Below are 22,652 nucleotides of genomic sequence, written 5' to 3'. Positions count from 1 at the left end.
CGCGGGTTCAGGGGGTGAGCTGTTTCCAGTCCAGGCCGAAGCGCGCCAGGTATTTGCGCAGGCGGTCGGCGTCGTTGGGGTTGGCCTTGCCCAGGCGTGACACGCCGAACAGGCGGCGGCCGGCATCCGACAGGCTGTCGGCGCGTCGGCATTCGCTGATGACCGCCTTGAGTTGCAGGCGGTCGAACAGGTCCAGTTCGAGATCTTCGCCCAACAGTGCCTGTAGTTCATCTTCCTGATTCTCCAGGCCCCAGGCATGGCGCAGGCGCTGGATTTCCTCCTCGACCTGGGCCTCGTCGATTCGCCCGCTGTCGGCCAGGGTGGCCATGCGGGTGATGGATGCCGACAACTCGCGAAAGTTGCCCAGCCAGGCCGCTTCGCCGGAGCTGGCGAAGGCCAGGTAGCGGCGGCGGGCCTCAAGGTTGAAGCGCACCAGTTGTCCCTGTTCCCGGGCATGACGTTCCAGCTCGAAGTCGACGTTGGGCTCGATATCCTCGCGCCGTCCTGCCAATCCGGGCAGGTTGAAGGTCCAGAGATTGATCCGCGCGTACAGGTCTTCACGGAACAGGCCCTGGGCCACCCGGCCGCGCAGGTCGCGGTGGGTGCCAGCGATGATCAGGAAGTCGCTCTCTACCTCCTGGTCCGCGCCCATGGGGAAGAAGCGTTTTTCCTCGATAGCCTTGAGCAACATCGCCTGTTCGTCCAGCCCCAGTTCGCCGATCTCGTCGAGGAACAGCATGCCGCCGTGGGCTGCCCGCAGCAGGCCTTCGCGGGCATTCTGGGCGCCGGTGAACGCGCCCTTGGTGTGGCCGAATAGGGCCGACATGGCGCCGTCGCCGCGCAGGGTGGCGCAGTTGACCTCGACGAAACGCCCCTGGACCTGATGCCGGCCCCGCTTGAGTTCATAGATGCGCCGGGCCAGGAAGGACTTGCCGGCCCCCGTGGGGCCAATCAGCAGCATGGGGGCCTTGGAGCGCACGGCCACCCGCTCGATCTGTTCGATGGAGCGGTTGAAGGCCAGGTTGCGAGTGGCGATTCCGGACTTGAGGAAGGCCAGGCCTTCGAGACGCTTGTGGGCAAAGCGCGAGGCGATGCGGTCGTAGCGCGACAGGTCGAGGTCGATCAGCGCATGGGTGCCGGTGGCGTGCTCGTCCGGATCGCGGCGCCGGGCCGGCGAGGTCTGGATCAGCCGTGCCGGCAGGTAACGGGCTTCGGTCAGCAGGAACCAGCAGATCTGCGCCACGTGGGTGCCGGTGGTGATGTGCACCAGGTAGTCCTCGCGCTCGGTGTCGAACGGGTAGGCGCTGGTGAAGTCGTGCAGGGCGCCGTACACCTCTTCGAAGTCCCAGGGGTTCTTCAGGCCCATGGGGTGCAGGCGTACCTCGGTCTCCGGCGACACCTGGCGCACGTCGTTGGCCACCCGTTCGGCCAGGCTGAAGTCCCGTGCGTCCAGGCCATGGATCAGCTCCAGGCGGTTGATCAGCACGTCTTGCTGCTGGCACAGGCCGACCGTCGGGCGCCAGTGGCTCCAGCGGTTGGCACCCTTGCCGACGCGATCGAGGGTGGAGCCGATAAAACCGATGGCGACCGTGGGCTTGCTCGACATGTTTATACCTGAAGATAAATTGCGATAGGTAAAGATATAAAAATCTCGAGCGTGTTGTCTTGCTGAGTGGCGATGAAAATTGAAATTAAAAATAAAATCGTTATAAATCAATAATTTAAAAAATAATTCAACGTAAGAATAAAACCTGGCACAGCGTCTGCAATATCTCTGGCAACGAACACGACAACAGAGCGAGACGCCAAGATGGCCAACCACCAGCTGTTCAGCACCCAACAGGCAAAAGCGCCAGCGAGCGATACTCGCAATGCGTCCAAGGCTGCGGCTTATGCCTACAGTGCCAAGCATCGCCTGGCCCAGCTGGCGGTCACCGGTTGCCTGAACTCGACCTTCTACACCTCGCCCGAAGATCAGCTTGCAGCGGTGCTGCAGCTGGTGGGTGAAGTCGACAGCCGCTTCGTGGCCCAGGCCGCTCGTTATGCTCGCCACCAAGGCCACATGAAGGACATGCCGGCGCTGCTGCTGGCAGCGCTGACTGCCCAACGCTCGACCCTGGTGCCGGAGGTGTTTGCCCAGGTGGTGGACAACGGCAAGATGCTGCGCAACTTCGTGCAAATCCTGCGCAGCGGCGTGACTGGGCGCAAGTCCCTGGGTTCGCAGCCCAAGCGCCTGGTGCAGAACTGGTTGAACACGGCCACTGAGCGCCAGCTGTTGCAGGCTTCGATCGGCAACCAGCCGTCCCTGGCGGACGTGCTGAAGATGGTTCACCCCAAACCCGCAGAGGCTTGGCGCGAAGCGTTCTTTGCCTGGGTGCTGGGCAAGCCGGTGGATGCGCAAGCATTGCCGGAACTGACCCGCGCACTGCTGGCGTTTCGCAGCGGGGCCACGCAGCAGGTGCCGCAGGTACCGTTCCAACTGCTCGGCAACGAGACACTGAGCGCCGAGCAGTGGGCCGGGCAGGCCCGCAACATGGGCTGGCAGGGGCTGCGCATGAACCTCAACACCCTGGCCCGCCACGGCGCGTTCCAGGTGCCGGGTTGCACCGAGTATGTGGCGGCGCGGCTGGCGGATGCGGGAGAGGTAGCCAAGGCCCGGGTCTACCCGTACCAGCTGTTGGCGGCGTACCGCATGGCCGGTGAAGACGTGCCGCAGCAGGTTCGCGAGGCCCTGCAGGATGCCCTGGAGCTGTCCCTGGCCAACGTGCCGGCGCTGGCGGGCAACGTGGTGGTCTGCCCGGATGTCTCGGGCTCGATGCACAGCCCGGTCACCGGCTATCGCCAGGGCGCCACCACGGCGGTGCGTTGCATCGATGTGGCAGCGCTGGTGGCCGCAGCGGTGCTGCGCAAGCAGCCGGCGGCGCGGGTCATGCCGTTCGAGCGGGAGGTGGTGGATATCCGCCTCAACCCTCGGGACAGCGTGATGAGCAATGCCCAGAAGCTGGCGGACATTGGCGGAGGCGGGACCAACTGCTCGGCGCCCCTGGCACAACTGGCCAACGCCAAGTGCAAGGTGGACACCCTGATCCTGGTCTCGGACAACGAGTCATGGATCGATGCGCAACGCCATGGGGCGACCCAGACCATGCGCCAATGGGAGCGGATCAAGGCCATCAATCCGCAGGCGCGGCTGGTGTGCATCGATATGCAGCCCGGGGCGACCACCCAGGCGCCTGACCGCGAGGACATCCTCAACGTCGGTGGTTTCAGTGATGCGGTGTTCGATGTGATCGGGCAGTTCACTGCCGGCAACTACGGTGGCCAGCACTGGGCGAAAGCCATCGAGGCCCTGGCGCCTTGAGCGGCAGGTAATGGAGTTCAAGCGTGCGCCGGGAAGCCGGCGCACACCGAAGTTTTTTGATCATTGGCCCTGAATGCCGCTGTGACTACATCCAACGACGTCTCAGCACCTCTTGTCAGGGCCCGTGAAGGCACGAATGCCAGTGGCTGTACATCCTGGTCTTGCCGGTTCGATTCCGGCTATCAGTCACTTTTTTTGTCGTGCCACCTTTTTTTGTGTTTTTTGCGACGAATGCTGATGGAACTACATCCAAGGCTCGAGATGCGGGTGCGAATCCCGCCGGTGCTGGAAAACGGCGCCGTGGTTCAACCGCCAGAACACGAGTGCATCGTTTCATCGACTTCTTGTCGTCGCCGCTTTTCCCCCGCCTCGGCGGGATGGCAGCGAATGCCACGGGTACTACATGGTGTCGCGGGTTCGAACCCCGCCAGCCGCAAGGCTGTAGCTCAGCTGGTAGAGCAAATGTGCCTGTTCCCTTGTCGCTGCCCGCAGGCCCGGCCTGCACCGATTGACCCGGCGAATGCCGGTGGAACTACAGAACAGCGTGGTCGCGGGTTCGATTCCCGCCAACCGCAAGGGGCTAGCTCAGTGGCAGAGCGCGCTGCATGTTCCACCTCCCGTTGTCGCCGTTGCATGCCGGATGACCGGCTACCTCGTTAGCAGCAGGCGCAGGACTCCAATGAGCTGGCGCGCTGCCGATACAACAAGGCCACGATAGGGGCCACAGGAAGAAAGAGTCGAGATTATGGAAACCAAGACCTACCAATTGCTGGAAGTTGCCAACGGCAAGCCGATCAAGATGTGGACCCAGGGCGTGCCCGTGGAAAACGAAGCGCGCCAGCAATTGATGAACACCGCGAAGATGCCTTTCATCTTCAAGCACCTGGCCGTGATGCCCGATGTCCACCTGGGCAAGGGATCGACCATCGGGAGCGTGATCCCGACCGTAGGTGCGATCATCCCGGCGGCGGTCGGGGTGGATATCGGTTGCGGAATGATCGCCGCCCGTACCTCGCTGACCGCGGCCGACCTGCCGGATAACCTGGCCGGACTGCGTAGCGCCATCGAGCAGGCGGTGCCCCACGGTCGTACTTCGCCCCGTAGCGGTCGCGACAAGGGTTCCTGGGGCGATATCCCGCAGCAGGCCGACCAGGCCTGGGCGGCGCTGCATCCGCGCTTCAAGGCGATCACCGATAAGTACCCGGCCCTGGCCAACAGCAACAACCGGCAGCACCTGGGAACGCTCGGCGGGGGTAACCACTTCATCGAGGTTTGCCTGGATGAGGCCAACCGGGTCTGGTTCATGCTCCACAGCGGTTCCCGTGGCGTGGGTAATGCCATCGGCAACCTGTTCATCAACCTGGCACAAGCGGATATGCGCCAGCATATCGCCAACCTGCCGGATCGTGACCTGGCCTATTTCGAGGAAGGCAGCCAGCACTTCGACGACTACGTCCAGGCGGTAGCCTGGGCCCAGGATTTTGCCCGGCAGAACCGCGAGTTGATGATGCAGCTGGTGATCCAGGCCACTCGCAAAGTGATCAGCAAGCCCTTCGAGGTGGCGCTGGAAGCGGTGAACTGCCACCACAACTATGTACAGAAGGAACGCCACTTCGGTGAAGAGGTGCTGGTGACCCGCAAGGGCGCGGTGTCGGCGAAGAAGGGCGAGCTGGGGATCATTCCCGGGTCGATGGGAGCCAAGAGCTTCATCGTCCGTGGATTGGGTAACGAGGAGGCGTTCTGCTCCTGCAGCCACGGTGCCGGTCGTACCATGAGCCGGACCAAGGCCAAGAATACCTTCACCCTGGCCGACCAGATCCGCGCGACCGCCCATGTGGAGTGCCGCAAGGATGAAAACGTGATCGACGAGATCCCGATGGCCTACAAGGACATCGATCAAGTGATGGACGCCCAGCGTGAGCTGGTGGAAGTACTGCATACGCTGCGTCAGGTGGTGTGCGTAAAGGGGTAGAAAAATGCACGACATGGAAGCCTTGATACCGGTCCCGCCCGGCTGGCATTACCAGCTGAGCGATTACGAAGCCCGTCGCGTGCGGGAGGTGATGGACGAACTGGACAGGCACAGCGCCTGGCTGGAACTGAGCCGCTTCGGCAACGGCTTCGTGCGTCAGGCGGCAGTGCGCGGCCTGGCCGCGCACCCTTCGGCAAGCGCCCTGGCGGCCTTGCTCGAACGCCTCAACGACTGGGTGCCTCAGGTCCGCCAGGAGGCGGCTGCGGCGGTCGAGGCCTACTGGGCGCCGGAGCACGCCGGGCTGCTGCTGCAGACCCTGGCACCGCTGCTGGCCCTGGCCGGCAAGCAGCGGGCCGACCACGGCGCGACCCTGGAACGGGCTACCGCCGTGTTGCAACTGGCCCAGGTGCGCGACCAGGTGCAAGGCGCCTTTGGCCGTTGTCGGGGCAAGGCCGCGCGCTTTGTCTTCGAGCTGTTGCTCAAGGGGGTCGAGGACCGGCCGGCGCTGCTGGCCCTGGCATTGCGGCACCCCGAGGTCAGCGTGCGGCAGATGGCGGTGGATGCCTGCGCCCAGTTGCCTGGCGAGCAGGCGGTGCCTTTGCTCGAAGAGGTGATGCGCAGCTGCGGTGCCAGTGTGCGGGTCAAGGCCCTGCGCCTGCTGCTGCCGTTGCTGGCCGACCCGCGGGAGTATCTGCGCCAGGCCCTGCTCGATCCTTCGGGCGCCTTGCGCTGCCTGGCCCATTGGGCCGCGCCGCGCCATGGACTGGACCCGCTCGACGTGCTGCTGGCTCGCTTGCAGCAGCCGGCCCCGGGCAACAAGCGCCAGTGGCTGGGCCTTCTGGGGTTGGTCAGGGAACTGCAGGAACCACGGGCCGACGCCATGCTGCAGCAGGCCCTGGCCTCACCGGCACCGAGCGTGCGCCTGCTGGCCCTGCAAGCCCTGGGCGAGCGCGGCCTGGCCCAGCAACTGGTGGCACTGGACGATAGCTCGGACAAGGTCTTCGAGTGTGCCCTGAGCCTGCTGCGCCAGCAGCCCTGGGCGGTGTTCGACGAAGCCCTGGAGCAACGCCTCGACCAGCACTGGCATGAGCTGCCCAAGGCCCGTCGCTGGGCGTTGCTGGCACTCAAGCCGGGCTGGCGCCAGCTGGAATACCTGCTGTGGCGGCTGGGGCAGGGCGGCAGCGAAGCCGCCTATTGGCGCGAGATCCTGGTGCGCTGGTGCGATGGCCGCTACGGGCTGTTCGACCCGATAACGCCCAAGCCCCTGCGCGAAGCCATCGTGCAGCGTTTGCAGGCAATGGAGGCGGCCGGTGAATTACCCGCAGGTTCAGTCAAGCGCCTGCTTTGAAAGATGGAGAGAGACCTTATGCAACCGCTACCCCTGTTGACCCGGATCGAAGATGAACACTGCCGCACGCTGCGCCGGCAACTGAAGGAAGTGTCCTGCGTCTTCGAGTTCGTGGTGCTGGCGGTCGAACCGGCGGCTGTGGTGGATGAAGCACTGCACCGTCAGGGCTTGCAGCACCTCTATCTGCATTTGCTGGCCGAGTATCGCGAGCGGTGGGAGAAACTGCGCCAGGACCCGCGTTACGCCGACGTCGTCGAACCGCAACTGCGCTGGGATGCAGGGCGGGCGGTGCCGAAACTGCTCAGCCAGCAACAGGTTCGACAGCTGGCTTGCGAGAGCCTGGAGCAGCAGGACTGGGCCTTGTACCGGGCGTTCTACGATCCGCCATACGGGCCGGAGTTCCCAGGTGGCGTCGAGCAGGCTCGGCTGGTGTTTGGCCAGTGGCTGCAGGTGCTGGGGCTCGATCCCGGCGAGCAGCCGCAGGTCATCGACTGGGTGGGCAACCTGGAACTGGAGTGGCTGGAGCCGGAAGTCGGCCCGCACTGGCTGCCCTGGAGTGAGTATTTCGACGCAGGCCTGGAGTGGTGGGGCGTGTGGTGCCTGACGGTGTGGAACCCCGAGCGCCGCACCCTGAGTGTGCTGGCCGCCAGCGCCACGGATTGAACAAGGAACAGGATCATGGAACACCTAGAGCTTCACCCCCTGGACGACGCCATGCGCGAACGGGTTCTGGCCGAGCTGGCGCGGATCGAGCGCGAGCGCAATGTGCAGGTGCTGTACGCCTGTGAGTCCGGCAGTCGGGCCTGGGGTTTCGCCTCCACCGACAGCGACTACGACGTGCGCTTCGTTTATGTGGAGAAACCCGAATGGTTCATCCAGGTGGATGCCGCCCGCGATGTGATCGAACGACCCCTGGACGATGAGCTGGATGTCAGTGGCTGGGAGTTGCGCAAGACCCTGGGGCTGTTGCGCAAGTCCAACCCGACCCTGCTGGAATGGCTGGACTCGCCCCTGGTGTACCGCAGCGAACCTGCCGCCGCCGCGCGCCTGCGTGAGCTGGCGGAGGCTTTCTACAGCCCGCCGGCTGCGCGCAATCATTATCTGTCGATGGCCAGGAAGAATTTCCGCGACTTTCTCCAGGGCGACAGCGTGCGGTTCAAGAAGTACTGCTATGTGCTGCGTCCGTTGCTGGCGGTGCGCTGGATCGACCAGGGCCGTGGCCGACCGCCCATGACTTTCGCAGAGCTGCTGAAGACCGTCGATGACCGGCGCTTGCTGGACGAGGTGGATGAGCTGCTGGACTTGAAGCGCCATGCCATTGAATCCACCCATGGTCCCCGGCGCCAGGTGCTGCACCACTTCATCGCCGCCGAACTGGAACGCCCGGTGCCGAAGCTTTTGCGCACCCATGAAGACAATGCCCTGCTGGACGCCTACTTGAGAGACACCGTCCGGCACTACGCTTAAGGAATGTGATGAAACAGGATGTAATCGAACTGGACGGCGCCATCGGCGGCGGCCAGGTGCTGCGCAGTGCCCTGAGCCTGTCGATGCTGACGGGCAAGTGCTTGCGGATCAGCAACATTCGGGCCCGGCGCAGTCGCCCGGGATTGATGCGCCAGCACCTGACCGCGGTGCAGGCGGCGGCCCAGGTCTGTGGCGCCAGGACCTTGGGTGCCGAGCTCGGCTCCCAGGTCCTGAGCTTCGAGCCGGGTCCGATCCGTGGCGGCGACTACCGCTTCGCCATCGGCACCGCCGGCAGCTGCACCCTGGTGTTGCAGACCTTGCTGCCGGCCTTGCTCAAGGCTGCGCAACCCTGTCGCGTGAACGTCAGCGGTGGCACCCACAACCCCCTGGCGCCGCCGGCGGATTTCCTCCAGCAGGCCTGGCTGCCGCAGCTACGGCGCATGGGGGCGCGGGTGGAGTTGCAGGTGTTGCGCCATGGCTTCGTCCCTGCCGGAGGTGGCGAGCTGGAGCTCTTCGTCCAGCCCTCGACGCTGCAACCCTTGCATCTATGCGAGCGTGGCGCGTTGCTCGGGCGTCGGGCCTGGGCCCTGAGTGCCGGCGTGCCCGAGCACGTGGCCGAGCGTGAACTGCGGCGGGTGTTCGATCGCCTGGGCATGGCCCGGGAGAACCTGCACGCCGTGCAGCTGGATGAACAATACGGCCCGGGCAATGTGTTGCTGCTGGAGTTCGTCTTCGAGCACTTGACCGAACTGTTCAGCGGTATCGGCCAGAACAGCCTGCGGGCCGAGAGCGTCGCCGACGGTGCCATCGACCAGGCCCGCGAGTGGCTGGCGTCCGGTGCGGCAGTGGCCGAATGCCTGGCCGATCAACTGCTGTTGCCCATGGCCCTGGCCGGTGGTGGCAGCTTCACCACGCCCCGCATGACCGATCATCTGCAGAGCAATATCCAGGTGATCGAGGCCTTCCTGCCGGTGCGCTTCGAGGCGCGGTCGCTGGCCGAGCAGGTGTTGCACGTGGAGTGCCACTCCCTGGGCTGACAGGCGTAGAGTGCTTCGCTCACCCGGGAGGTTGCCGTCATGTATCACCTGTATGGAAGCCAGGGCACCGGCTCGGCCATGGTCGAGATGGCGCTGGAGTACTGCCAGGTACCGTATCGCTGCATCGAAGCCGCCCCCTGGGAGGACAGCCCGGGGCGCGCTGCCCTGGAGCGCCTCAACCCGTTGGTGCAGATTCCTGCCCTGCAACTGCCCGACGGCAGCATCCTCACCGAAAGCGCGGCGATCCTGATCCACCTCGGCCTGGAGTTTCCCGCTTCGGGCCTGCTGCCGGTGCCGGCGATGGCACGGGCCCAGGCCATTCGTGGCCTGGTCTACATTGCGGCCAACTGCTACTCGGCCATTGGCATCCTCGACTATCCGGCCCGCTGGCTGAGCGATGCCGACCCGGCGCTCGAGGCACGGGTTCGCCAGGCGACCTCGCAGCGCCTGTACCACGTCTGGGAGCTGTTCGCTCGCCAGTTCGTCCCGACGCCCTTCCTCAGTGGTACCACGCCGGGGGCCCTGGATATCCAGGCGGCCGTGGTGTCCCGCTGGGGGGACGCGAGGCCCCACTTGCGCTGCAGCCAGCCGCATTTCCTGGCGCTGCTCGAACGCATCGAGCGCGAACCGCGGGTGGCGGCGGTCCTGGCTCGCCACTGGCCGCAGGCGGCGCCGTCGCCACGGTGAAGCGCCTGGATCGCAAGGGCAGGTTCTCGGCTTGAGTTTCCTGGGTCAAAACTGGCAGTCTGCGCGCCCCAATCGATCTTGGCTTCACTCTCGGGAATCTGCGCAATGGATCGCAATACGTGGCTCAAGGCCTTGAACAAACTCCTGGCGATCCTGCAGGGCCTGGTGCTGCTCAGTGGCTGGTGCATCCCCGCCTTGCTGCTGGGATTTTCCATCAAGTCGCAGTTGCAGCCCTTTCTGGCCATGTTCCTGGCGACGCTGCTGGGGATACTTGGCCTGGTGGTGCATGAAGGCGGGCATTTCCTGGGCGCCCGCTGGTGCGGCATGCCGGTGCTGCTGGTGCGCGTTGCCGCGCTGGAGTTCCAGGTGCTGCGGCGCGGCTGGCGGCTACGCTGGTCGCCCCAGCCCAGGCGACGACGGCTGGGTGGGTATGTCATTGCCGCAAGCAATGCGCAGCGGTCATTGCGTGGCCAGTGGATGGCGATGGTGCTCTGTGGCCCGCTGTCGAACCTGCTGGTGGGAGGCGTCGCCCTGGGGCTTGGGCTGGCCTGGCAGGGAACGCTCGGTGCCGTGCTCCTGGCCTTTGCCATCGTCAACCTGGCGATGGGTGTGGGCAACCTGATTCCGTCCATGCGGGTGCTGCCCAGTGATGGCATGCTCCTGCTGGGCTGGTTTGCTCATCGTGACGATCAGCGCCCGGAGCTGGCCCAGGCGCGTCTGCTGGCCTTGTCGGTGGCCGGGGTTCCCAGCCCGCAGTTGCCGCAAGCCGATCTTGAGTGGCTGGCCCGCAGCGCGATGCCCGAACCGCTGGTAGCTTTCGGCTACCGGCTCGCTGCGCGGCAGGAAGAGGGTGATTGGCCGGCGCTATTGCGGATGGAGCAGGAGCTGGAAGAGCTGCTCGAGGCCCGGTCGGGAGAGTTGACCGGCATGAGTGTGCTCATCGAGCTGTTGCGTCTTGAACTGGCGTTCTGCCGCGCCTATCTGCAACGCGACCCCAGCGCCTTGAGAGATATTTCGATGGGCACCGATGTCGATTGGCACACGCCCTGGCTGCGGCCACGTTGCCAGGCCCTGGTGGCCCTGCTCGAAGGTGATCGGCAACGCGCCGATTCCTGCCTGCAACAGGCCCAGCAGGCAGCAGAGGCCAGCGTGATCCTGTCCCAGGGCAAGAGCGAGGCCCTGCTGGCCGCCCACCTGCGCGCCCTGCCTGGTTCATAGCACAAGCTGCCCTGTGGCCAGCAGCGAAAGCCGTCGGTTTTGCCGGGCAAAGCTCTTATACTCCCGCGCCTCGTTTCCCTCCCCAGTAAAAGGATCGCCCTGTGGCCAACGAACCGGATCACGAATTCTACGACCGCGCCGATGCCATCATCGACCTGGCCAACTCCCAGGTTGCCACGTGCGGCAGCGGCAAGGTCAGCGCTTCGCTGATGTATGCCAATGCCCGTTTCTGCGCCTTCATCCGCGCTACGGGCTGCCGTGATGCCGATGAAATGGCAGCTTCCAAGCAGCAGACCCTGGACTACTTCGTCGATCAGTTCCGCCACATGCTCGACGAGCACCTGACGGACTACGTCGAGCACTTCGCGCAATACACCAACCGTCAGCCCGACTGACGGCCAGCGGCGCCACTCGGCGCCGGGGTACTCAACCGCTGGTCCTGTTTCTGCAAGGGCCCCCGAGGCTTGCCGGGGGCTCGACTAGACTTCGCTTGCGGCGCGCCTTGCCGGTCGTTGCACCTCTTCAAGGGGCCGGCGTCCGGTAGCGGCAGGCGCTGATCGCATGCAGGAACATACCCAATCAGCAAGGAGTGCCAACCATGATCGTCATTCCACAACGCGACATCGAAGACGGCAGTGTCATCTCGCTGCGCGGCGACTCGGGCAACTACATGTCGCGAATGGGCCCCACCGGCCTCGAACTCTCCAAGGGCTCCATCGATCAGTACAGCAAGTTCAAGGTGGTGCTGATACAGATCGGTGGCGACAAGAAGCTCGCGTTGCAGGGCGACAACGGCAAGTTCATGTCGCGCATGGGGCCCACCGGGCTTGAGCTGTCCAAGGACACCATCGATCAGTACAGCCAGTTCTCCTACGCCATCGACAATGCCAGCGGGCAGATATCCCTGCGTGGCGACACCGGTAAATGGATGTCGCGGATGGGAGAGACCGGACTGCAGCTGTCCAAGGACGCCATCGATCGCTACAGCCAGTTCATGCTGGTCCTGGAGGGTTGATCCGGCCTCGGTAAGCGCTCAAGCCGCAGGCGGCCCTGTTCCTGTGGCTTGAGCGTCATCGGGCTCGGGCCAGGTCCTGGTGATGGCGCAGCAGAAAGTCGACAAACACCCGCACCCGTTGGGGCATGTGACGGGCTTCGGGGTAGAGCAGGATGAACGGCCGCGACGTGCCGCCGAACTTCGCCAGTACCTCCACCAGCTCGCCGCTCTGCAATTCCTGCTGCACGCTGAAGCGATACGCCTGCATCAGCCCGGCGCCGTTCTTCACCGCGATCACCGTGGCCAGGAAATCCTCCAGGCAAGTCAGGCTGCCTGACGTCTGAATCTCTACCTGCCGACCCTCGACCTGAAAGCTCCAGGGCACCCGCCGCCCGCTGCTGGGCAATTCGAACTGCACGCACTGATGCTCGGCCAGGTCCTCCAGGCGCTGGGGCGTGCCGGCGCGCCGCAGGTAATCGGCCGTGGCCACCACCACCAGCTCGGCATCCTCCAGGTGGCGGGCAATCAGGCTCGAGTCCCCGGGCGTGCGGCCACGAATGGCCAGGTCGTGGCCGTCTTCGGCAAAGTCGATGTTGCGATTGCTGATGTGCAGGTCGATCTGCACCTGGGGATAGGCCTGGCGAAACGGCTCCAGGATCGGCAGCAGGCGAAAGTAGCCATAGGGCGTGGGCACGCTGAGGCGCAGCCGGCCGGACGGCAGGCTCTGGCCACCGCTGGCCTGGCGCTCGGCCTCCACCAACTGGCCCAGGGCCTGGCGACATTGCTGGTAGTAGGCATGGCCGGTATCGCTCAGGCGCACCTGCCGGGTGGTGCGGACGAACAGCCGGACCCCCAGGCGCTCTTCGAGGCGGCCGATGGCCCGGCTGACCGCGGCGGGGGTGATCCCCGCCGCCGTGGCCGCAGCGGTGAAGCTGGCGCTCTCCGCCGCCAGGCAGAACAACTCGATGCTTCCCAGTTGCAGGTCGTCAAAATGCCGGGTCATGGTGGGCTCATTGATTACATGGAGTATCAATTGAAATGCCGTGGGCCTTATTTTTCAATCCCGGGTTGTTATTTAAAGTCCTGCTCCATCACGGGCCGTCGGCCCGATCACCTGGAGTACACCACCATGAAAACCCCCCGCACCGTCATCGTCACGGGTGCTTCCAGTGGCCTGGGCTTTGCCATCGCCGAGGCCTACCTCAAGCGTGGCGACAATGTCGTGGGCAATGCGCGAACCCTGGCGCGCCTGGAGCAGGCCGCCGAGCGCCTGGGCAATCCGCACAACCTGCTGCTGGTGGCCGGCGACATCGGCTTGCCGCAGACCGCCCGGCGCCTGTTCGACCTGGCCATCGAGCGGTTCGGCCAGGTGGACATCCTGATCAGCAACGCCGGGATCTTCATACCCAAGCCGGTGGCCGATTACACCGAGCAAGACCTCGAAGCCATCCTCGGCACCAACCTCAAGGGCTTCTTCTATCCGGCCCAGGAGGCCGCCCGGCACATGGCGGCCCGGGGCGCCGGGCATATCGTGGCCATCACCGCATCGATCGCCCTGCAACCCACGCTCAAGGTGCCGGCGCTGTTGCCGGTCCTGGTCAAGGGCGGCCTGAACCAGGCGATACGGGCCCTGGCCCTGGAACTGGCGGGCTCTCAAGTACAGGTCAACGCCGTGGCGCCGGGGATCATCGATACCCCCTTGCACCCGGCCGACCCGCAGACCCGCAACGCACTCCAGGCCCTGGCGCCTAGCGGTCGCATCGGCACCCCCACGGATGTCGTGGAGGCGGTGCTGTACCTGACCGACTCGAACTTCGTCACCGGCACGGTGCTGGCCGTGGACGGCGGTGCCGCCAGTGGCGTCTGGTAACCCCCTCAAAGGAGCCGCACATGCCTTATGTAAAGATTCAAGTGACCCGCGAAGGCGTCAGCGCCGAGCACAAGCGTGCCTTGATCGAAGGGGTGACCGAGTTGCTGTGGCAGGTCCTGCACAAGCCGCCGGCGTCGACCTTCGTGGTGATCGAGGAGATACCCACCGACAACTGGGGCGTGGGCGGCGAGACGGTAACGGCGATCCGCCAGCGCGACCGTGACCGCCCGGGCTGAAAGCAGGGGTACGAACCCGGCCGGTAGCGATATTTGTGTGAACGACATCACTCTTTGCTCAAGGGAACCCCGGTAGCGGTCGATAACCCCTGGATGCCTATTGATATGGAGTTCGTCATGGCTTTGCTACCGGTTCGTCTGTCTCATCGTTTGACCCTCGGCAGCGTGCTGCTGTTGCTGTTCACGGCGTTGGCGGTATTTGCCGTGATGACCCTGCGGGGACAACCCAGAGTCGTGGAGGCGAGCTCGGCGTTGATCGAACAGACCGGCAGCGCCATCGTCCGCCAACTGGCCTTGCAGTTGGCGGGGATCGAAGGCGTGACCGTGAGCATGGCCCACATGGTGGAGGGCATGCCCAGGGAGTCGGACCTGGTGATGGCCACTGCGCCGAAGGTGATCGACCACGAAAACGACAAGGCCATCGCCGGCGGCGGGATCTGGCCGGAACCCAATGCCTTCGCCCCGGGCGTGGAACGTCGCAGTTTCTTCTGGGCCCGCAGCGACGCCGGGTCGCTGGTGTATTCCGATGATTACAACGCTGCCGGCAGCGCCGGTTACCACCACGAGGCCTGGTACAGCGGTGCGCGCAACAGCGCCCCGGGCCGTTGCCTGTGGTCCGAGGCTTACCAGGACCCGGTCACCCAGGTGCCGATGACCACCTGCAGCGTGCCCTATCGCCAGGGCGGGGCCTTTGCCGGGGTCGCCACCATCGACCTGCGCCTGGACGACCTGGCGCGCTTCCTCAAGGAGCAGGGTTCGGTCACCGGCGGTTATGCCTTCGCCCTGGACCAGGCCGGCAACGTCCTGTACTTCCCCGATGCCCAGGCCAGCGGTGGCGCACAGATGCTCAGCTTCGACGCCTTGAGCAAGCAGCAGGCCTGGTTGCGCCCGGTGGCCGAGGCGCTGGCCAGCGCGGCTCGCCCTGGCCAGGTACGCAGCCTCGACCTGGAGCGTGACGGACGCTTGCAGGAAGCTGCGCGGGTCAGCCTGTTCACCATGCCCGGCACTGGCTGGACCATCGGCCTGGTGACCCCGGAGCAGAAGGTCACGGGCCTGGCCCGGGCCCTGACCACCGAAATTCTCGTATTCCTCCTGCCGCTGCTGGCACTGCTGCTGTTCTTCGCCTGGCTGGGCGGCAACAAGCTGATTGCCCAGCTGGAGGAAACCACCCGCCAGATCGATGCCCTGGGCAGTGGCCAGGCCAGCGACAACGCCGAGCTGCATGTGGCCCAGGCCGACGAGATTGGCGCCCTGCGTGGAGCGGTCAACCGCTATGCCGGGCAACTGCGCCAGATGCTGCAGAAGATCGCCAGCGAAGCTCGCCAGTTGCAGAGCGAAGCCGCCCGCCTGGGCGAATTGAGCAGTACCCTGGCCCGGCGCGCCGAACAGCAGCGCCAGGAAAACACCCAGTTGGCCACGGCCATCACCGAGATGTCCTCCAGCGCCCAGGAAGTGGCGCAGAACACCAACAATTGTGCCGATACCGCGCGTCAGTCGCTGGTGGTGGTGCAGGACGGCCAGCAGCGAGTGACTGCCAACAGCGAGTCGATCCAGCAACTGTCCGTGGAAATGGCCGAGGCGGCGTCGGTGATCCAGCGCCTGGAACAGGACAGCCAGCAGGTGGGCGCGGTGCTGGATGTGATCAAGGCCATCTCCGAGCAGACCAACCTGCTGGCCCTCAATGCCGCCATCGAAGCGGCCCGGGCCGGCGAGCAGGGCCGTGGTTTTGCCGTGGTAGCCGACGAAGTGCGGACCCTGGCCGGTCGCACCCAGACCTCGGCCAACGAAATCAGCGGCATGATCAACGACCTGCAGCAAGCCTCACGCCAGGCGGTGCAGGCCATCCAGTCCGGCGAGACGCGGACCCGCCAGGCAGTGGGCGAAGCCGCCGGGGCTTCGGACGCGTTGTCCAGCACGGTCAACAGCTTCGATGACATTTCCCAGCGGGCGCAGCAGATTGCCGTGGCGGCGCAGCAGCAGAGCCACGTGACCCAGGAAATCAACGAACTGGCGGTGCGCATCCACAGCATCAGCGAAGACAACGCCCGGGACGCCCAGGCCCTGGACAAGGTCAGCGAGGCCATGCAAGCGTTGTCAGGACGCCTGGCCGACCTCAGTCACGGCCAGCGTTGAACCTGCGCCCGCCCGGTCCTGCGGGGGCCGGGCGGGCGGCTTGTCTCTCCCGGAGCCGCATCCGCCGGCACCGAACCAGCGGCCCAGCCGTTATTGCAGCTTGAAGTTCACCAACAGGCCCAGCGCCACGCCGAAGAACCCCAGCAGGGCATTGCCCAGGGCGCTGCGTGGTGGGCGCCGGCTGGCCAGGTAGCGGGCAGCGGCGGCGCCGATTGCCGCGCCGGGGAAGTTGAGCAGGTAGTAGATCCAGCCCAGGGCATCCTGCGGGGTGGTGATCCACAGGCAGAACAGCAGCAGGTGGATGGCCAGGGCCAGGGCTGCGCCGGCGACCAGGGCCGAGGCCGGGCGGGTGAACCACAGCAGGCCGATGATCAGGCCCTGGGGCAGCCAGTAGGCCGCGAAGTTCTCCCAGAAATAGTCCAGCGGCTCTATGGCCCGGGCGATGGCGATGGCCAGCCCCAGGGCGATGGCGGCGAAGGCGGGCAGATGCTGGAGTGATGCGCGGCGCAGAAGTGGCATGAAGACCTCAAGATGAACGGGCGTGGATCTTTTACGAGCCCAGGCTGTGCTTGTCCAGTGGCGCGGCGCAACGACCCTGTTGCCGCAGCGCAGCAGATTCAAGGCCCACTGCACAGCTCATGCACGCACTGGCGCAGCCAGCGGTGCGCGGGGTCGGCCTCCATGCGTGGATGCCAGAGCAGGGAGATGGTCATCGGCGCCAGGGCCACCGGCAGGTCGAAGGCATGCAGGCCAGTCCGCAGGTTGCTGGTATGGCGCTCGGGCACCATGGCGATCAGGTCCGAGCCCCGGGCCAAGGCCAGGGCGGCGGAGAAACCGCTGACCAGGGTCGCCACCTGGCGCTGCAGGCCCCGCTCCGCGAGGGTCTCGTCCATGCGTCCGTGGCTGTGTCCCTGGTGGGCGACCAGGATGTGCTGGCCGGCCAGGTAGGCATCGAGGTCCACCGGTGCGTGGCTCAGGGGATGGCCTGCGCGCACCACGCCGACGAAACGATCGCGGAACAACGCCCGGGTGCGCAGCTCGGGGCTGGTGTCGGCATCGATCACCGCCGTTTCCAGGTCGATGCTGGCCTCGCGCAAGGGCTTGCTGTCGCGGTCCAGCTTGGGCACGAAATGGATCCGCACGCCCGGTGCTTGCTGCTGCAGGCGGGCGATCAGCGCCGGGCCGAAGTTCTCGACGAAACCGTCGCGGCTGCGCAGGGTGAAGGTGCGCTGCAACTGTTGCAGGTCCACTTCGACGGCCGGTCGCAGGGCGGCCTGGGCTTGCTCCAGCAGTGGCCCGATCCGCTGGCGCAGTTCCAGGGCCCGGGGCGTGGGCACCAGGCCGCGCCCGGCGCGCACCAGCAGCGGGTCACCGGTAGCCTGGCGCAGGCGAGCCAGGGCCCGGCTCATGGCCGACGGACTCAGTTGCAGGCGCGCGGCGGCCCGCGCCACGCTGGCTTCGGCCAGCAGTACGTCCAGGGTCAGCAGCAGGTTCAGATCGGGAATCGACATGGGCGAAATCTAGCACGGGCCTCGCTGGCATGGCGTTGGATGCAGCTATTAATTGCAAATGCTGCGTCTTCCGCCCGGTCATGGGCGGCCCTAGGCTGGCAGGCATTCCCTTGCTGGAGCCTGTGCGATGCCCATTCCCGAGTCCGATCCCGTCCCCCGCGAAGCCCTGGCGCCCCGTGCGCGCTGGGCCCTGGCGAGCCTGTCGCTGGCAATGCTGATGCCGTCCCTGGACACCAGCATCGCCAATGCCGCGCTGCCGAGCCTGGCCCTGAGCCTGGATGCGTCCTTCCAGCAGGTGCAGTGGATAGTCCTGGCCTACCTGCTGGCCATCACCACCCTGATCGCCAGCGCCGGGCGCCTGGGTGACCAGTTGGGCCGGCGTCGGCTGCTGCTCTGGGGCATCACCCTGTTCACCCTGGCCTCGTTGTGCTGTGGCCTGGCCCCGGGCCTCGGTTGGCTGCTGGTGGCCCGCGCCCTGCAAGGCCTCGGAGCGGCCGTGATGCTGGCCCTGAGCATGGCCCTGGTGGGCGATGCGCTGCCCAAGGCCCGCACCGGGGCGGCCATGGGCTGGCTGGGCAGCATGTCGGCCCTGGGCACCACCCTGGGCCCGGCCCTGGGCGGCCTGATACTGGCCAGCATCGGCTGGCGCTGGATGTTCCTGGTCAATGTACCCCTGGGGCTGGTGGCACTGCTGCTGGCCTGGCGTTGCCTGCCCGCGGACCGGCCGGCGGCGGCCAGCGCCTTCGATGTGCCCGGCAGCGTGCTCCTGGCCTTGAGCCTGGGCGCCTATGCCCTGGCCCTGACCCTGGGGCAAGACCTGCTGGCGCCGCTGAACCTGGGCTTGCTGGCGGCCAGCACGGCGGGGGTGGTTCTGCTGGTGCGCGTCGAGCGCCGGGCCACTGCGCCGCTGTTCCAGCCGGCCCTGCTGCGTCGGCCACAACTGCGCAGCAGCCTGTGGCTGAGCCTGCTGGTGTCGACGGTGATCATGACCACCCTGGTGGTGGGGCCGTTCTACCTGTCCCGGGGGTTGGGGCTGGACACCCTGGCGGTGGGCCTGAGCCTGTCCCTGGGGCCGCTGGTGGCGACCTTGAGTGGCGCACCCGCCGGGCGGCTGGTGGATCGCTACGGTGCCCGGCCGCTGTCCCGGCTCGGCTTGCTGGGCCTGTGCAGCGGCCTGGGCCTGCTGGCGCTGCTACCCCTGAGCCTGGGACTGGCGGGCTACCTGCTGCCGCTGGCCCTGGTCACCGCCAGCTATGCGTTGTTCCAGGCGGCCAACAACAGCCTGGTGATGCTCGATGTGGTGCCACAGCAGCGCGGGCTGACGGCGGGACTGCTGAGCCTGTCGCGCAACCTCGGGCTGATCAGTGGCGCGGCGGCCATGGGGGCGCTGTTCGCCTGGAGATCACAGCCGCAGGTGGCAGGGCGCGACGGTGTCGAGGCGGTGGCCAGCGGCATGCACTGGACCTTTGGCATGGCGGCGTTGCTGATGTTGCTGGCGCTGGTCATCGCCGGCCGTGACCGGCTGTCCGAGCAGGCCGGCGCGGCTTGTCGGCCGGTGCGCCCCGACTAAGCTTGGCCAGCACCCCCCACCAAGGAGCTGGTAACCGTGAGCACTCTTCGCACCCCGTCCCTGGGCCCGATCGTCGGGCATACCACCGATACTTCCTGCCGCTTGTGGATTGCCGCCTCGGACGCCCTGGACGAGAAGGGCGTGGCCGAGGACATCCGCACCATCGGCGTCATCGGCGTGGTGGGCGGCAACGGCCGAGTGGCCGCCGACAACATCTACTACTTTCGCCTGCGTCGCGAGTATCACCGCACCGGCACCTTCAACCTCGGGGTCGACGTCAACCTCTGGCGCAACGAGACCGAGCGCAAGCAGCTCAAGCCGTTCCTGCTCACACCCGCCACCCACTACCGGGTGCGCATGGCTTCGCTGAATGTCGATGACGCGGGTTCCATCGATGATGAGGTGTTCAGCGAATCGGTGGTCCAGCGCTTGCCGGCGACCTCGGCCTGGGCCAGCGACCTGAACCGACTCGGCGCCGAGCGGGTGTATGTGGAGGCCGAGTTCACCACCCAGGCCAGTGCCGACGCTGGGGCGGCTTCCCAGCCCTTGAGTTTTCTCCTGGGCTCCTGCCGGTACCCGGGGTTGCCGTGGCAACGCCGGGATTCGGACGCGATCTTCGGACCCATGCTCAGCGAGCATGGCGATACCCGGTTCGCGCTGATGGTGGGGGACCAGATCTATGCCGATCTGTACAACCGCGTGGTGCCCATCGGCCGGGCGGACAGCTACAAGGAGTTCGAGGAGCGCTACCACACTGCCTTCGGCTCGCCCTTCATCAGCCGCTTGCTGGCGCACAAACCCACCTACATGATCCTCGATGATCACGAAATCGAGGACAACTGGACGCAGGATCGCATCGACAAGAACCTTGGCAAGCGCACCTTGTTCAACTGGGGGGCCTACATGAGCTACCAGTGGAGCCATGGCCCGCGCTTCGAGGACAGCTATGTGCAGAACCGCGTGATGTCCGGCAACGATCAGTACCTCAAGCACCGCTCGGTCAAGCAGCTGTTCTACGACTTCTCTTGCGCAAACTACCCGTTCTTCGTGCTGGATACCCGAACCCAGCGCTTTCTCGATGATGCGCCCGGCGCCCTGCCGGACAACCACCTGCTGGGGCGACCCTCACTGCACCCGGCCGAACCCGGCCAGCTGGATCGCTTGTGTGCCTGGCTGCGGCATATGCAGGAGGATCGGGGCAACACCCCCAAGTTCGTGGTGACGTCCAGCGTCTTCGTGCCCAATGGTGTCGATACTGCGGGGGAGGGCCCGCGCTACGATCAGCGCAAGAACGAGAGCGACTCCTGGTCGGCGTTCCCCACCACCCGCAGCACCGTGCTGGAAACCATCGCCCTGTACCAGGTGCAGAACGTGGTGTTCCTGTCCGGCGATATTCATTGCTCGAACATTTCCCAGCTAGAGTTCAGTGGCGGGATTCAGGGCATCAAGGCCTACGCCGTCACCTCGTCGGCCTTCTACTGGCCGTTCCCGTTTGCCGACGGCGACCCTGCCGGCTACGTGCACGACTCGCGCTCCCCCCAGACCCCGGACAGTTTTGCCCTGAAAAACGTCAAGGGCACCATGGACTACCGCACCTGGGCCTTCACCCAGGCCGACAACTTCGCCCGCCTGGACCTGCACCCCGACACCGCCGAACTGCAGGTGCAGTTCTACGGCACCGACGGCAAGCCCCTGGTGACCCGCAAGCAGGACGACAGCGTGAACGACCAGCCGCAGCGCCTGCGGCTGATGCCTTGGTAGGCTAATGCCGATCGGTCAAGGAAATGGCAGGAGCGAGGCTTGCCCGCGATGGACGCCAGAGTGCTGCGTTTATCCAGTGGATACGCTCTACCGTTAGCGACCATCGCAGCAATCGAGCGTCGACCGGCTGCTCCTACGGGGGATCACCTCGCTCAACTGACTGGCATTACCCTGGTAGGTACTACAGGCCCAATTACAACCCCAGTTCCAGCGCCAACAGGTCCGCCAGGGGTTGGCGGCGGCGGATCAGTCTCGGCTGGCCGTTTTCGAACAGCACTTCCGGCAGCAGCGGGCGGCTGTTGTAGTTGGAGGACATGCTGGCGCCATAGGCCCCGGTATCGTGCAGCACCAGCAGGTCGCCGACCCGGGCCTGGGGCAGCAGGCGCGGGGTCAGGCACTCATCGTCCTGGGTGAAGATGTCGCCGGATTCGCACAGCGGGCCACCGACCACGGTCGGTTGCTGCGGGCGGTCCACCGGGTGGCCGGCGGCATCCAGCAGGCTCATGCCGTGGTAGGCGCCATACATGGCCGGGCGCATCAGGTCGTTGAAGCCGGTGTCCACCAGCACGAAGTGATGCTGGCCAGCGTCCTTCACCACCCGCACTTCGCTGACCAGGCAACCGGCCTCGGCCACCAGGAAGCGTCCGGGCTCGATCTCCATGTGTACGCCGTGGCCCAGGTAGGCCTCGATTTCCTCGCGGGCGACTTTCCAGGCATTGGCGTAGCGCTGCACGTCCACCGGGACATCGCCGTCGCGGTAGGGAGTGGACAGGCCGCCACCAATGGAAAAGGCCTCGATGTCGTGGTCCAGGGACTTCACGGCGGCCACCATGGCCGCGCCCACCTGCTCCAGGTGGTCGTAGTCGACCCCGGAGCCGATGTGCATGTGCAGGCCCACCAGGTGCAGGCCATGTTGGCGAATCACGGCCAGGGCTTCGCCGACCTGGTCATGCCAGATGCCGTGCTTGCTGTTTTCCCCGCCAGTGTTGGTCTTGCGGCTGTGGCCGTGGCCGAACCCGGGGTTGATCCGCAGCCACACCCGATGGCCCGGGGACTGTTCGCCCAGTTGGCGGAGCATGTCGATGGAGCCGGCGTTGACCTCCACTTGCAGTTCCACCACACGCTTGAGGGTGGCCTCGTCGAACAGGTCGCAGGTGAAGACGATGCCACCGTTGGCAGGGCTGAAGCCGGCCAGCAGGGCCCGTTCGATTTCCCCCAGGGAGACCGCATCGACCCGCACTCCGGCTTCGCGGATCAGGCGCAACAGGTGCAGGTTGGACGAGGCTTTCTGGGCATAACGCACCACGTCGAAGGCTTGCAGCTGGGCGATGCGCGCCTGGATGGTGGCGGCGTCATAGCACCACAGCGGGGTGCCGTACTGGCGGGCGGTGGCGACAAGCTGTTCGGGGGAGAAGGGGATGGCCATGGCAAATGCAATCTGTGGTCAGTGGGGATGGAGCCAGCATGCCCGTTAGTTTCCATTCAAG

20 protein-coding genes, 1 tRNA gene and 1 pseudogene are annotated in these 22,652 nt (G+C 65.8%); 17 read left to right on the top strand and 5 right to left on the bottom strand.

Features of this window, described 5'->3' with window-relative positions; translation table 11 throughout:
* Positions 1 to 7: 7 nt before the first annotated feature.
* A complete protein-coding gene (gene rtcR / locus LGQ10_RS08230) occupies positions 8 to 1,606 on the bottom strand; it encodes an RNA repair transcriptional activator RtcR (RefSeq protein ID WP_226525257.1) in 1,599 nt (532 codons plus the stop codon).
* A gap of 204 nt (positions 1,607 to 1,810) precedes the next feature.
* Here rtcR and LGQ10_RS08225 point away from each other — a divergent pair, with 204 nt between their 5' ends.
* From LGQ10_RS08225 to LGQ10_RS08175, 11 genes are all read left to right on the top strand, one after another.
* Positions 1,811 to 3,361, top strand: a complete 1,551-nt coding sequence (locus LGQ10_RS08225; RefSeq protein WP_226525256.1) for an RNA-binding protein — start codon at positions 1,811 to 1,813, stop codon at positions 3,359 to 3,361.
* Positions 3,362 to 3,796: 435 nt separating this feature from the next.
* Positions 3,797 to 3,933, top strand: a tRNA-OTHER gene (locus LGQ10_RS08220).
* Positions 3,934 to 4,106: 173 nt separating this feature from the next.
* The gene (locus LGQ10_RS08215; RefSeq protein ID WP_058436604.1) at positions 4,107 to 5,333 is read left to right on the top strand and encodes an RtcB family protein; all 1,227 of its coding nucleotides are present in this window, start codon (positions 4,107 to 4,109) and stop codon (positions 5,331 to 5,333) included.
* 4 nt (positions 5,334 to 5,337) lie between these two features.
* A complete protein-coding gene (locus LGQ10_RS08210) occupies positions 5,338 to 6,681 on the top strand; it encodes a HEAT repeat domain-containing protein (RefSeq protein WP_226525255.1) in 1,344 nt (447 codons plus the stop codon).
* Between the two features lie 18 nt (positions 6,682 to 6,699).
* The gene (locus LGQ10_RS08205; protein WP_226525254.1) at positions 6,700 to 7,344 is read left to right on the top strand and encodes a hypothetical protein; all 645 of its coding nucleotides are present in this window, start codon (positions 6,700 to 6,702) and stop codon (positions 7,342 to 7,344) included.
* Positions 7,345 to 7,359: 15 nt separating this feature from the next.
* Complete coding sequence (locus LGQ10_RS08200) at positions 7,360 to 8,148, top strand: nucleotidyltransferase domain-containing protein (RefSeq protein ID WP_226525253.1); 789 nt, start codon at positions 7,360 to 7,362, stop codon at positions 8,146 to 8,148.
* 8 nt (positions 8,149 to 8,156) lie between these two features.
* Complete coding sequence (gene rtcA / locus LGQ10_RS08195; RefSeq protein ID WP_226525252.1) at positions 8,157 to 9,185, top strand: RNA 3'-terminal phosphate cyclase; 1,029 nt, start codon at positions 8,157 to 8,159, stop codon at positions 9,183 to 9,185.
* 39 nt (positions 9,186 to 9,224) lie between these two features.
* Positions 9,225 to 9,872 carry a glutathione S-transferase family protein gene (locus LGQ10_RS08190; RefSeq protein ID WP_226525251.1) on the top strand — a complete coding sequence of 216 codons (648 nt, stop codon included), beginning with the start codon at positions 9,225 to 9,227 and terminating at the stop codon, positions 9,870 to 9,872.
* Between the two features lie 105 nt (positions 9,873 to 9,977).
* On the top strand, positions 9,978 to 11,090 hold the full coding sequence (locus LGQ10_RS08185) for a site-2 protease family protein (RefSeq protein WP_226525250.1): 1,113 nt from the start codon (positions 9,978 to 9,980) through the stop codon (positions 11,088 to 11,090).
* 101 nt (positions 11,091 to 11,191) lie between these two features.
* Positions 11,192 to 11,485, top strand: coding sequence for a DUF3144 domain-containing protein (locus tag LGQ10_RS08180; RefSeq protein ID WP_058438904.1), 294 nt, complete (start codon positions 11,192 to 11,194; stop codon positions 11,483 to 11,485).
* A 203-nt stretch (positions 11,486 to 11,688) separates the two neighbouring features.
* On the top strand, positions 11,689 to 12,105 hold the full coding sequence (locus tag LGQ10_RS08175) for a fascin domain-containing protein (protein WP_226525249.1): 417 nt from the start codon (positions 11,689 to 11,691) through the stop codon (positions 12,103 to 12,105).
* A gap of 55 nt (positions 12,106 to 12,160) precedes the next feature.
* Here the strand turns inward: LGQ10_RS08175 and LGQ10_RS08170 are convergent, their stop codons facing one another.
* Positions 12,161 to 13,087, bottom strand: coding sequence for a LysR family transcriptional regulator (locus LGQ10_RS08170; RefSeq protein WP_226525248.1), 927 nt, complete (start codon positions 13,085 to 13,087; stop codon positions 12,161 to 12,163).
* Positions 13,088 to 13,213: 126 nt separating this feature from the next.
* Here LGQ10_RS08170 and LGQ10_RS08165 point away from each other — a divergent pair, with 126 nt between their 5' ends.
* The 4 genes and pseudogenes from LGQ10_RS08165 to LGQ10_RS31505 all read left to right on the top strand — a co-directional run bounded on the left by LGQ10_RS08165 (position 13,214) and on the right by LGQ10_RS31505 (position 16,323).
* Complete coding sequence (locus LGQ10_RS08165) at positions 13,214 to 13,954, top strand: SDR family NAD(P)-dependent oxidoreductase (RefSeq protein WP_226525247.1); 741 nt, start codon at positions 13,214 to 13,216, stop codon at positions 13,952 to 13,954.
* Between the two features lie 20 nt (positions 13,955 to 13,974).
* A complete protein-coding gene (locus LGQ10_RS08160; protein ID WP_058435630.1) occupies positions 13,975 to 14,190 on the top strand; it encodes a tautomerase family protein in 216 nt (71 codons plus the stop codon).
* 93 nt (positions 14,191 to 14,283) lie between these two features.
* A pseudogene (locus LGQ10_RS31510) lies at positions 14,284 to 15,201 on the top strand (cache domain-containing protein); the annotation flags it as partial.
* Positions 15,187 to 16,323, top strand: coding sequence for a methyl-accepting chemotaxis protein (locus LGQ10_RS31505; RefSeq protein ID WP_413247611.1), 1,137 nt, complete (start codon positions 15,187 to 15,189; stop codon positions 16,321 to 16,323). The pseudogene LGQ10_RS31510 and the gene LGQ10_RS31505, both read left to right, overlap by 15 nt.
* A gap of 90 nt (positions 16,324 to 16,413) precedes the next feature.
* Here the strand turns inward: LGQ10_RS31505 and LGQ10_RS08150 are convergent, their stop codons facing one another.
* Both LGQ10_RS08150 and LGQ10_RS08145 read right to left on the bottom strand, forming a co-directional pair.
* Positions 16,414 to 16,842 carry a hypothetical protein gene (locus LGQ10_RS08150; RefSeq protein ID WP_058435629.1) on the bottom strand — a complete coding sequence of 143 codons (429 nt, stop codon included), beginning with the start codon at positions 16,840 to 16,842 and terminating at the stop codon, positions 16,414 to 16,416.
* Positions 16,843 to 16,940: 98 nt separating this feature from the next.
* Positions 16,941 to 17,834, bottom strand: a complete 894-nt coding sequence (locus tag LGQ10_RS08145; RefSeq protein WP_226525246.1) for a LysR family transcriptional regulator — start codon at positions 17,832 to 17,834, stop codon at positions 16,941 to 16,943.
* Positions 17,835 to 17,961: 127 nt separating this feature from the next.
* Here LGQ10_RS08145 and LGQ10_RS08140 point away from each other — a divergent pair, with 127 nt between their 5' ends.
* Both LGQ10_RS08140 and LGQ10_RS08135 read left to right on the top strand, forming a co-directional pair.
* Positions 17,962 to 19,404 carry an MFS transporter gene (locus LGQ10_RS08140; RefSeq protein WP_226525245.1) on the top strand — a complete coding sequence of 481 codons (1,443 nt, stop codon included), beginning with the start codon at positions 17,962 to 17,964 and terminating at the stop codon, positions 19,402 to 19,404.
* A gap of 36 nt (positions 19,405 to 19,440) precedes the next feature.
* Complete coding sequence (locus LGQ10_RS08135) at positions 19,441 to 21,165, top strand: alkaline phosphatase D family protein (protein WP_226525244.1); 1,725 nt, start codon at positions 19,441 to 19,443, stop codon at positions 21,163 to 21,165.
* Positions 21,166 to 21,358: 193 nt separating this feature from the next.
* Here the strand turns inward: LGQ10_RS08135 and lysA are convergent, their stop codons facing one another.
* A complete protein-coding gene (gene lysA / locus LGQ10_RS08130; RefSeq protein ID WP_226525243.1) occupies positions 21,359 to 22,591 on the bottom strand; it encodes a diaminopimelate decarboxylase in 1,233 nt (410 codons plus the stop codon).
* Between the last annotated feature and the right edge of the window lie 61 nt (positions 22,592 to 22,652).

The sequence above is a fragment of the Pseudomonas sp. L5B5 genome (assembly GCF_020520285.1).
In the GTDB taxonomy this organism is placed as follows: domain Bacteria; phylum Pseudomonadota; class Gammaproteobacteria; order Pseudomonadales; family Pseudomonadaceae; genus Aquipseudomonas.
Note: the sequence above shows the minus strand (reverse complement) of the source record. Positions and strands in the feature narration are given on the sequence as shown.

What these genes read in the sequence shown, in the direction of transcription:
- LGQ10_RS08190 (WP_226525251.1), top strand. Translation starts at nt 9,225, where the DNA reads ATGTATCACCTGTATGGAAGCCAGGGCACCGGCTCGGCCATGGTCGAG.
- LGQ10_RS08205 (WP_226525254.1), top strand. Translation starts at nt 6,700, where the DNA reads ATGCAACCGCTACCCCTGTTGACCCGGATCGAAGATGAACACTGCCGC.
- LGQ10_RS08200 (WP_226525253.1), top strand. Translation starts at nt 7,360, where the DNA reads ATGGAACACCTAGAGCTTCACCCCCTGGACGACGCCATGCGCGAACGG.
- rtcR (WP_226525257.1), bottom strand. Translation starts at nt 1,606, where the DNA reads ATGTCGAGCAAGCCCACGGTCGCCATCGGTTTTATCGGCTCCACCCTC.
- LGQ10_RS08225 (WP_226525256.1), top strand. Translation starts at nt 1,811, where the DNA reads ATGGCCAACCACCAGCTGTTCAGCACCCAACAGGCAAAAGCGCCAGCG.
- lysA (WP_226525243.1), bottom strand. Translation starts at nt 22,591, where the DNA reads ATGGCCATCCCCTTCTCCCCCGAACAGCTTGTCGCCACCGCCCGCCAG.
- LGQ10_RS31505 (WP_413247611.1), top strand. Translation starts at nt 15,187, where the DNA reads ATGCCCGGCACTGGCTGGACCATCGGCCTGGTGACCCCGGAGCAGAAG.
- LGQ10_RS08165 (WP_226525247.1), top strand. Translation starts at nt 13,214, where the DNA reads ATGAAAACCCCCCGCACCGTCATCGTCACGGGTGCTTCCAGTGGCCTG.
- LGQ10_RS08170 (WP_226525248.1), bottom strand. Translation starts at nt 13,087, where the DNA reads ATGACCCGGCATTTTGACGACCTGCAACTGGGAAGCATCGAGTTGTTC.
- LGQ10_RS08175 (WP_226525249.1), top strand. Translation starts at nt 11,689, where the DNA reads ATGATCGTCATTCCACAACGCGACATCGAAGACGGCAGTGTCATCTCG.
- LGQ10_RS08150 (WP_058435629.1), bottom strand. Translation starts at nt 16,842, where the DNA reads ATGCCACTTCTGCGCCGCGCATCACTCCAGCATCTGCCCGCCTTCGCC.
- LGQ10_RS08185 (WP_226525250.1), top strand. Translation starts at nt 9,978, where the DNA reads ATGGATCGCAATACGTGGCTCAAGGCCTTGAACAAACTCCTGGCGATC.
- LGQ10_RS08140 (WP_226525245.1), top strand. Translation starts at nt 17,962, where the DNA reads ATGCCCATTCCCGAGTCCGATCCCGTCCCCCGCGAAGCCCTGGCGCCC.
- LGQ10_RS08145 (WP_226525246.1), bottom strand. Translation starts at nt 17,834, where the DNA reads ATGTCGATTCCCGATCTGAACCTGCTGCTGACCCTGGACGTACTGCTG.
- LGQ10_RS08210 (WP_226525255.1), top strand. Translation starts at nt 5,338, where the DNA reads ATGCACGACATGGAAGCCTTGATACCGGTCCCGCCCGGCTGGCATTAC.
- LGQ10_RS08215 (WP_058436604.1), top strand. Translation starts at nt 4,107, where the DNA reads ATGGAAACCAAGACCTACCAATTGCTGGAAGTTGCCAACGGCAAGCCG.
- rtcA (WP_226525252.1), top strand. Translation starts at nt 8,157, where the DNA reads ATGAAACAGGATGTAATCGAACTGGACGGCGCCATCGGCGGCGGCCAG.
- LGQ10_RS08160 (WP_058435630.1), top strand. Translation starts at nt 13,975, where the DNA reads ATGCCTTATGTAAAGATTCAAGTGACCCGCGAAGGCGTCAGCGCCGAG.